This window comes from Pseudonocardia sp. KRD291 (genome assembly GCF_019263595.1).
Taxonomy (GTDB): Bacteria; Actinomycetota; Actinomycetes; order Mycobacteriales; family Pseudonocardiaceae; genus Pseudonocardia.
Window position 1 is genome coordinate 1 of sequence record NZ_JADQDD010000262.1, and the last position, 8,827, is coordinate 8,827.

General features: G+C 73.3%; 9 protein-coding genes. 6 read left to right on the plus strand and 3 right to left on the minus strand.

Annotation, left to right across the window (positions count from 1 at the left end; translation table 11 throughout):
* The first annotated feature begins 92 nt into the window (after positions 1 to 92).
* Positions 93 to 1,295, plus strand: a complete 1,203-nt coding sequence (gene ilvA / locus I4I78_RS26190) for a threonine ammonia-lyase (protein ID WP_308252363.1) — start codon at positions 93 to 95, stop codon at positions 1,293 to 1,295.
* Between the two features lie 63 nt (positions 1,296 to 1,358).
* On the opposite strand, the gene greA is transcribed toward ilvA, so the two are convergent.
* Positions 1,359 to 1,844, minus strand: a complete 486-nt coding sequence (gene greA / locus I4I78_RS26195; protein WP_218614162.1) for a transcription elongation factor GreA — start codon at positions 1,842 to 1,844, stop codon at positions 1,359 to 1,361.
* Between the two features lie 448 nt (positions 1,845 to 2,292).
* Here greA and mca point away from each other — a divergent pair, with 448 nt between their 5' ends.
* The 4 genes from mca to I4I78_RS26215 all read left to right on the plus strand — a co-directional run bounded on the left by mca (position 2,293) and on the right by I4I78_RS26215 (position 6,371).
* Positions 2,293 to 3,210 (plus strand): mycothiol conjugate amidase Mca, encoded by a 918-nt coding sequence (gene mca, locus I4I78_RS26200; protein WP_218614163.1) that lies wholly within the window; start codon positions 2,293 to 2,295, stop codon positions 3,208 to 3,210.
* Positions 3,211 to 3,291: 81 nt separating this feature from the next.
* The gene (locus I4I78_RS26205; protein ID WP_218614164.1) at positions 3,292 to 3,603 is read left to right on the plus strand and encodes a hypothetical protein; all 312 of its coding nucleotides are present in this window, start codon (positions 3,292 to 3,294) and stop codon (positions 3,601 to 3,603) included.
* A 50-nt stretch (positions 3,604 to 3,653) separates the two neighbouring features.
* Positions 3,654 to 5,660: a thioredoxin domain-containing protein gene (locus I4I78_RS26210; RefSeq protein ID WP_218614165.1), complete on the plus strand. Its 2,007-nt coding sequence runs from the start codon at positions 3,654 to 3,656 to the stop codon at positions 5,658 to 5,660.
* 108 nt (positions 5,661 to 5,768) lie between these two features.
* Entirely contained in the window at positions 5,769 to 6,371 is a 603-nt protein-coding gene (locus I4I78_RS26215; RefSeq protein ID WP_218614168.1) for a hypothetical protein, read from the plus strand.
* A gap of 4 nt (positions 6,372 to 6,375) precedes the next feature.
* Here the strand turns inward: I4I78_RS26215 and I4I78_RS26220 are convergent, their stop codons facing one another.
* Entirely contained in the window at positions 6,376 to 7,005 is a 630-nt protein-coding gene (locus I4I78_RS26220; RefSeq protein WP_218614169.1) for a hemolysin III family protein, read from the minus strand.
* 191 nt (positions 7,006 to 7,196) lie between these two features.
* On the opposite strand from I4I78_RS26220, the gene I4I78_RS26225 reads away from it, so the two are divergent.
* Positions 7,197 to 7,958, plus strand: coding sequence for an isoprenyl transferase (locus I4I78_RS26225; protein WP_218614170.1), 762 nt, complete (start codon positions 7,197 to 7,199; stop codon positions 7,956 to 7,958).
* A 125-nt stretch (positions 7,959 to 8,083) separates the two neighbouring features.
* Here the strand turns inward: I4I78_RS26225 and I4I78_RS26230 are convergent, their stop codons facing one another.
* Complete coding sequence (locus I4I78_RS26230) at positions 8,084 to 8,476, minus strand: hypothetical protein (protein WP_218614166.1); 393 nt, start codon at positions 8,474 to 8,476, stop codon at positions 8,084 to 8,086.
* Positions 8,477 to 8,827 lie beyond the last annotated feature (351 nt).

The window sequence follows — 8,827 nt, forward strand, 5'->3', positions numbered from 1 at the left end:
CCGCCATGGCTGCTCGTCGGACACCAGCGTCAGCGGAACGGGTGTCTCCCGGAGGTGCGCCGGCGCAGCGGGAACCCACACCGCCCGTCGGCGTGGCCGACATCGAGGCCGCGCGGTCGTTGCTCGAGGGGGTCGTGCGGGTCACTCCGATGGCCGGTGCCCGGGCGCTGAGTGAGCTGGCCGGGGCCCCGGTGTGGCTCAAGTGCGAGAACCTCCAGCGCACCGGCTCGTTCAAGATCCGTGGCGGGTACACCCGAATCGCGCGGCTGACCGCGGCCGAGCGCGAGCACGGGGTGGTCGCGGCGAGCGCCGGGAACCACGCCCAGGGCGTCGCGCTGGCCGCGCGGCTGCTCGGGGTCACCGCGACGGTGTTCATGCCCGAGCGGGCCGCACTGCCCAAGGTCGACGCGACCCGCGGCTACGGCGCGGCGGTGCAGCTGCGCGGCGAGACGGTCGACGACGCGGTCGCCGAGGCCACCGCGTTCGCCCGGGAGACCGGCGCGGTGTTCGTGCACCCGTTCGACCACCCGGACATCATCGCCGGGCAGGGCACGGTCGGCCTGGAGATCCTCGAGCAGGTCCCGGACGTGGCCACCGTGCTCGTCGCGGCCGGCGGCGGTGGGCTGCTCGGCGGCGTCGCGGCCGCGGTCCGGGCCCGGCGTCCGGGCGTGCGGATCGTCGGGGTGCAGGCCGAGGACGCGGCGGCCTGGCCGGCCTCGCTCGCGGCGGGGGAGCCGGTCGCGTTGACGGGGATGCGCACGATCGCCGACGGGATCGCGGTCGGACGTCCGGGCGACATCACGTTCGGCCAGGTCAGCGCACTGATCGACGAGCTGGTGACGGTCGGGGAGGACGCGTTGTCCCGGGCGCTGGTGCACTGCCTGGAACGGGCCAAGATGGTCGTCGAGCCGGCCGGGGTGGCGGCGGTCGCGGCGCTGATGGAGGAACCGCGCCGGTGGCCCGGGCCGATCGTGGCGGTGCTCTCCGGCGGCAACGTGGACCCGCTGGTGATGCTGCACGTGATCCAGCACGGCCTGGTCGCCGCCTCGCGCTACCTGACGCTGCGGGTGCAGGTGCCGGACCGGCCGGGGTCGCTGGCCTCGCTGCTGGCCCGGGTCGGCGAGCTGGGCGCCAACGTCACCGACGTCGCGCACTCCCGGGTCAGCGGTGCCGTGCCGGTCGGGGAGGTCGAGGTCGAGCTGAGCCTGGAGACCCGCGGCGTCGAGCACCGCGACCGGATCGTCGCCGACCTCGAGACGAGCGGGCACATCGTGACCGTCACCGGGGGCGGGTGACCGACCGGAACGGGCCCGGCCGCGAACGGCCGGGCCCGTAGGCGTGCGATCAGGGGAGGCCCCTCAGCCGGTGAACGGCTCCACCGCGACCAGGCTGACCTTCATGTTGCCGCCGTCGGGCAGCTGGTACTCGCGGGCCTCACCCGGCTTGGCGCCGAGCAGGGCCGCGCCGAGCGGGGAGTTCGGGGAGACGACCTGCAGGTCGCCGTGGCTGCCCTCCTCGCGGGAGCCGAGCAGGACCTTCTCGCTGTCGTCGTCGTCGTAGCGGATCGTCAGCACGGTGCCCGGCGACGCCTCGTCGCCGCTGGTCGGCGCGGTGCCGACCTGGGCGGTGCGCAGCAGCTCCTGCAGCTGGCGGATCCGGGCCTCCTGCTGGCCCTGGTCCTCACGGGCGGCGTGGTAGCCGCCGTTCTCCTTGAGGTCCCCCTCCTCGCGCCGCGCGTTGATCTCGGCGGCGATGACAGGCCGGTTCGCGATGAGCCCGTCGAGCTCGGACTTGAGCCGGTCGTAGGCCTCCTGGGTCAACCAGGTCGCCTGGGTATCCGTCACCGTCATCACTCCTCCAGGGAAACAGGGCACCATGACACGTCCGAGCGCGCTGAGCGCGTACGGGAACGCGTCGGTGCTGCTCCGGGCGGCCAGCCCCGAGTAAGGAAAAACACGACCCGCCTGCGGGCCGTGTGCACTTCACCCTAGCACGGTGCCGGCCGCTCGTCGCAGCCGTTCGTTGAACGGGCCGGGCCCCGGAATAGTTCCCGGACCCGTCATCGCCGCAGGTAGACGGGTCGCGACCGGGGTCGGCGGAGGCCGGCCGCGCCGCCGGTCCGCCGCCCACCGCGCGGGCGCGCGGGCCGGGGAAGATCCGGGCGGGGAGCGGCGTTGCAGAGGTCGGAGGAATCCACCCGGTTCCGTGTTCGCGGCGGATCGTCGGACCCCTCTGCCAGGATTGCGCCGGATCAGCGAACCGGCCGTCAGACCTTGGAAGGACCCCGACCACATGACCCCGACCGACGTCCTCGCCCCCGGTGAGCGGCCCCGCCTGATGACGGTGCACGCCCACCCGGACGACGAGTCCAGCAAGGGTGCGGCGTCGAGCGCCCGCTACGTCGCCGAAGGCCACGACGTGATGGTCGTGACGTGCACCGGCGGAGAGGCCGGCAGCATCCTCAACCCGGCGATGGACCGGCCCGACGTCATCGCGAACATGACCGAGGTCCGCCGCGCCGAGATGGCCCGCGCCGCGGAGATCCTCGGCGTGCAGCACCGCTGGCTGGGCTTCGTCGACTCCGGCCTGCCCGAGGGCGACCCCAAGCCGCCGCTGCCGGAGGGCTGCTTCGCGCTCGTCGACCTCGAGGTGGAGACCGAGGCGCTGGTCCGGGTCATCCGCGAGTTCCGCCCGCACGTCCTGATCACCTACGACGAGAACGGCGGCTACCCGCACCCGGACCACATCCGCACCCACGAGGTGTCGATGGCGGCCTGGGAGGCGGCGGGCGACCCGGAGCGGTTCCCGGACGCCGGCGCGCCGTGGCAGCCGCTCAAGCTCTACTACGGGCACGGGTTCTCCCGCGCCCGGATCCTCGCCTTCCACGAGGCGATCCTGGAGTCCGGGCAGGAGTCGCCCTACGAGGAGTGGCTGTCGAACTGGAACACCGACCGTCCGGACCCGGGGACCCGGGTCACGACGAAGGTGCCCTGCGCGGAGTTCTTCGGGCAGCGCGACGACGCTCTGCGGGCGCACGCCACCCAGATCGACCCGACCAGCCGGTGGTTCCACACCCCGCTCGAGGTGCAGGCGCGGGTCTGGCCGACCGAGGACTACGAGCTGGTGACGTCGCTGGTGGAGACCACGCTGCCGGAGGACGACCTGTTCGCCGGCATCCACGAGCCCGCCGAGCAGCGCCGCGCGGGCTGAGCGCCGCCCACCGCGTAGCCTGGGCCTTCGCTGATCGGGGCACGCGGTGCCCGGACGTTCGGGACGAGGGAGGCGACCGCGGTGCTGGTCCACACGGGGCTGGTCGACACGCTGCTGGTCGACACGGGAGTGGTGCCGGCGGCCGAGGCGTCGGTCCGGGTACCCGCCCAGGACCGGGAGCCACCGCCGGGCAAGGGCCCGGAGTTCGGCAACTCGTCCCCGGTCGGGCTCGTCGTCGTGCTGCTGCTGCTGATCGCGACCGTGGTGCTGATCCGGTCGATGAGCAGGCGGATCCGCCGCCTGCCGGAGTCGTTCGAGTCCCCCGAGCAGGCCCCCGAGCAGGCCGACGGTCCGGCCGCCGCCGGGAGCGGGGACCGGACCGACCGGTCCTGACCCGTCCCGGGGCCCGGCGGACGGCCGGGGGCTCTGGGAGGCTGATCGGCATGTCCAACCGGCTCGCCTCGGCCACCAGCCCGTACCTGCTCCAGCACGCCGACAACCCCGTCGACTGGTGGGAGTGGTCGCCGGAGGCGTTCGCCGCCGCCCGCGAACGCGGGGTCCCGGTGCTGCTCTCGGTCGGCTACGCGGCCTGTCACTGGTGCCACGTGATGGCGCACGAGTCGTTCGAGGACGCCGCGACGGCCGAGCAGGTCAACCGCGAGTTCGTGGCGGTCAAGGTCGACCGCGAGGAACGCCCGGACATCGACGCCGTCTACATGGCGGCCACGCAGGCGATGACCGGCCAGGGCGGCTGGCCGATGACGTGCTTCCTCACCCCGGACGGCGAGCCGTTCCAGTGCGGGACGTACTACCCGCTCCGGCCCCGGCACGGGATGCCCTCGTTCGGTCAGGTGCTCGACGCCGTCACGAAGGCCTGGACCGAGGACGGGGACCGGATCCGCGGCGCCGCAGGCGACATCGCCGAGAAGCTGGCCGCGCAGGCCGCCGCCTCACCGGAGCCGGCGACGATCGGTGACGAGCGCCTCGACGCCGCGGTGGGGGTGCTGGCGGGCGAGTTCGACCCGCAGAACGGCGGATTCGGCGGGGCCCCGAAGTTCCCGCCGTCGATGGTCCTGGAGTTCCTGCTGCGCCATCACGAGCGCACCGGCTCCGGGCCCGCCCTGGAACTCGTCACCGGTACCTGCGAGGCGATGGCCCGCGGCGGGATGTACGACCAGCTCGCCGGCGGTTTCGCGCGCTACAGCGTCGACGCCGCCTGGGTGGTGCCGCACTTCGAGAAGATGCTCTACGACAACGCCCAGCTGCTGCGCGTCTACGCCCACCTGGCCCGGCGCACCGGCTCGCCGCTGGCGCACCGGGTCACGGTCGCGACCGCGCAGTTCCTGCTGCGCGACCTGCGCACGCCCGAGGGCGGGTTCGCCTCCGCGCTGGACGCCGACACCGACGGCGTCGAGGGACTGACCTACGCCTGGACCCCGGACCAGCTGCGCGAGGTCCTCGGCGACGACGACGGGGCCTGGGCGGCGGACCTGCTCGCCGTCACCGCCGAGGGCACGTTCGAACACGGCAGCTCCACCCTGCAGCTGCTGCGCGACCCGGACGACCCCGCCCGCTGGGAACGGATCCGCCCGGCGCTGCTCGCCGCCCGCGACACCCGCCCGCAGCCCGCGCGCGACGACAAGGTCGTCACCGCCTGGAACGCGATGGCCGTGCTCGCCCTCGCCGAGGCCGGTGCCGCCCTGGGACGTGCCGACTGGGTGTTCGAGGCGGGGCGCACCGCGGACCTGGTGCTCTCCCGGCACGTCGTCGACGGCCGGTTGCGGCGCTCGTCGCGCGACGGGGTGGTCGGCGCCGCCGCCGGCGTGCTCGACGACCACGCCCTGCTCGTCGAGGCCCTGCTGGCGCTGCACCAGGCCACCGGTGACCCGGCGCGTCTCTCCGCGGCCGAGCAGCTGCTCGCGACCACCCTCGAGCGCTTCGCCGACCCGGAGCGCCCGGGCGTCTACCTCGACACCGCCGACGACGCCGAGCAGCTCCTGCACCGGCCGCGCGAGATCACCGACAACGCGACCCCGGCCGGCGCGTCGTCGCTGGTCAACGCGCTGCTCACGGCGTCGGTGCTGGCGTCGCCCGAGCGTTCGCCGGGCTACCGCGGGGCCGCCGAGACCGCGCTGAGCGCGATCGGGGCGCTGCTGCCCCGGGCCGCCCGATTCACCGGGCACTGGCTCACCGCGGCCGAGGCGATGGAGGCCGGGCCGTTGCAGGTCGCCGTGGTCGGCGACTCCGCCGCGCTGCTCGACCGGGCCCGGCGGGACGCGCCCGGCGGCACGGTCGTCGTCGGCGGGGAGCCGGGAACCGCCGGGGTCCCCCTTCTCGACGGCCGCGGCCTCGTCGACGGTCTCCCCGCCGCGTACGTGTGCCGCGGGTTCGTCTGCGACCGCCCGGTGACGACGCCGGAGGAGCTGGCCGCGCTGCTGCGCCTGGACTGAGCCGAGCCGCGTCCTCCGTGGGCGAACACCGCTGTGCCTGAATCTGTGTAAGCATGTAATCACAAGGACAGGGCAGTGGTGAGGGAGCGTGAAGTGATGGCGGGACGGATGCACCGGGGATGGCCGGGATCGGGCGGACGCGGTTCGGGACGGGGCGGCTGGCAGCAGGCCGACCTGCCCCCGTCCGACGACGTGGCGGCCTGGTTCGCGGGCCGGTTGCCGGGGGACTGGTTCACCGGGGCGCCGCAGGTGACCGCGGACCGGGACGAGATCGTCGTGGTCGGTGAGCTGCCGGCGCTCCAGATGCAGTACCCGGACACCGACGCGGGCCGGACCGACGCCGCGGCGGCCGAGGCGGGCCGGATCTCCCGGTTCCGCGAGGACACCCGCGACGCCCGGATCGAGATCGCCCAGCAGGCCGAGGGCCGCTACCGGCGCAAGGTCGCCTGGGGTGCGCGGGTCGGCGGGACCACCGAGCTGTTCACGACGGCGTCGGTGCCGGTGATGACGCGACTGCGCCAGCCCGAGCGGATCGTGCTCGACACGCTCGTCGACGCGGGTGTGGCACGGTCCCGCTCGGACGCGCTGAGCTGGGCGGTGCGCCTGGTGGGGCAGCACGCCGACGACTGGCTGGACGAGCTGCGCACGGCGATGGCGCGGGTGGACGACCTGCGTGCGAACGGGCCGGACGCCTCGTCCGGCGAGAGCTGACCGGCTACCGGGAGAACAGCACCAGCCACACCGCGACGTGGTGGCAGAGCCAGGCCAGCACCGTCGCGGCGTGGAAGAACTCGTGGTAGCCGAACGTCGCCGGCCACGGGTCCGGGCGCTTGAGGGCGTACATGACCCCGCCGACGGTGTAGAGCACGCCGCCGGCGAGCAGCAGCACCAGCGCGGCGACACCGCCGTTGCGCATCAGGTCGGGCAGCACGAACACCGCGACCCACCCGAGCGCGACGTAGATCGGGACGCCGACCCAGGACGGGGCGTGCGGCCAGGCCAGCTTCAGGGCGACCCCGCCCAGGGCACCGGCCCAGACCACGATCAGCACCCAGGTCGCGGTCCCGGGCGCGAGCGCGAGCACCGAGACCGGCGTGTAGGTGCCGGCGATGAACAGGAAGATCATCGAGTGGTCGAGGCGCTTCATCAGCGTGCGGTGGCGCACCTGGGCCCACGTCCGGCGGTGGTAGAGCGCGCTGACGCCGAACAGGCCGAACGTGGTGAGGCTGTAGACGGTGGTGGCCAGCGCGGCGGAGGTGCCGACCAGCGCGCCCGCGACGCTGATGAGCGTCACGCAGGCGAACACGGAGGCGAGCAGGCTCCACAGGTGCAGCCAGCCCCGCATCCGGGGCTTCGGGGGGACGCCGACGGCCGTCGTGGTCACGGTTCCCGACGGTACCCGCGGCCCGGACCCGTGGTGGGCGACCCGGGCGAACGCCACACTCCCGGGAGGCCCGGTCACGGCGGGTCCGCGCGGTGTGGGTGGGCATCCACCCGTCCGGTGCAGCGCCGGAGACTAGGCTCCGGGGCGTGGCCGTGCGTGACCTGCTCTATTCGGTGTACGAGCGCAGGATCCTGCGTCAGCTCTCCGGTGCGGAGAGCCCGCGGCACGTCGCGCTGATACTCGACGGGAACCGGCGCTGGGCGCGTGACGCCGGGCTGGTCGACGTCAACGACGGGCATCGCGCGGGCGCCGCGAAGATCGCCGACCTGCTCGGGTGGTGCTCCGAGGCCGGGGTCGAGATCGTGACGATCTTCCTGCTCTCGACGGACAACCTCACCCGGTCGCCCCGCGAGCTCGAGCCCCTGCTCGAGATCATCGGAGGTGTCGTCGACGACCTGTCCGGCCCGGAGACCCCGTGGCGGCTGCGGGTGGTCGGGGCGATGGAGCTGCTGCCGCCCGGGCTGGCCGATCGGCTGGCCGCCGCGGCGACCCGCACCGCCGGGCGCGGCGGGCTGCAGCTCAACGTGGCCGTCGGCTACGGCGGGCGGCAGGAGATCGCGGACGCGGTGCGCAAGATGCTGCTGACCGCGGTCGAGGCCGGGCGGTCGATCGAGGAGCTCGCCGAGACCCTCGACGTGGACCACATCGCCGAGCATCTCTACACCTCCGGGCAGCCCGACCCGGACCTCGTCATCCGGACCAGTGGCGAGCAGCGCCTGTCCGGCTTCCTGCTCTGGCAGTCGGCGCACTCGGAGTTCTGGTTCTGCGAGGCGTACTGGCCGGAGTTCCGGAGGGTCGATTTCCTCCGTGCGCTGCGCAACTTCGCGGCCCGGCACCGTCGTTTCGGAAACTGACCCGAAGTCGACCGTAACCTCGGGCGAAGTCACTCGTTAGATATGGCCTCGCGCAATTGTCTCCGAACATGAGACAGGCCCCGGGACGAATCCCGGGGCCTGTCTCGTGCGTGCTGGACTCTGAACTACTTCGAGCCCCAGCTCGAGTCGTCCGAACCGGCGCCGTCGCTCTGCTCGACGTTGTCGCCGGCCTGCGAGGCGTTGGTGCAGTTGACGCTCTGGTCCTGGTTGTTCTCGACCGAGGACTTGACGAGACCGTCCTTGCCGGCCAGGCCGAGGACACCCTGGATCAGGTTGTTTCCGCTGGCCACGTTGCCGACGCAGGTCTGCGGCGAGACGTCGATGTTGTTGCCCGAGACGTTCACGAAGCCCTTGCTGTTCTTCTCCGCGACGTTCGAGGCGCCGTGGTGGCCGCCGTTCTCGCCGTTCTCGCCCGAGTCGCCGGCGAACGCAAGCGGGCTCATCGCGAGCAGGGTCGCGGCGCCGGCGGCGACGACGATTCCAGCCTTCTTCAGCACAGTTCGTCTCCTGTTGAGTCGGAGAGCCGGTCAGAGGCGACCGCACTCTCAGTACTTGTCGGCGCTCGAACCGGGGAGCCCGCACCGACTGCGTTCAACCTAACCGGTGAACCGTCGGCTACACAAACTGACCCTCCGTATTTTTTCTGTGTCCGGTGCGTCGATTCGTGTACCTGCGGATTCGTGTCCGCGGCACCGGCGTGCACGGCGTGGCGCAGCGGTGGGCGCAGAGGTGACTGCACGGCTCGGTCCTGCCGCGTCGGGACCGTGTGGCCCTGCGGTGGCCGCCCGAACGGCCGTCGTGACATCGCGCGGGCGGTCGTCACCACGAGCGCGGACGGGGTCCACGGG

What these genes read in the sequence shown, in the direction of transcription:
- mca (WP_218614163.1), top strand. Translation starts at nt 2,293, where the DNA reads ATGACCCCGACCGACGTCCTCGCCCCCGGTGAGCGGCCCCGCCTGATG.
- I4I78_RS26210 (WP_218614165.1), top strand. Translation starts at nt 3,654, where the DNA reads ATGTCCAACCGGCTCGCCTCGGCCACCAGCCCGTACCTGCTCCAGCAC.
- I4I78_RS26215 (WP_218614168.1), top strand. Translation starts at nt 5,769, where the DNA reads ATGCACCGGGGATGGCCGGGATCGGGCGGACGCGGTTCGGGACGGGGC.
- I4I78_RS26220 (WP_218614169.1), bottom strand. Translation starts at nt 7,005, where the DNA reads ATGCGGGGCTGGCTGCACCTGTGGAGCCTGCTCGCCTCCGTGTTCGCC.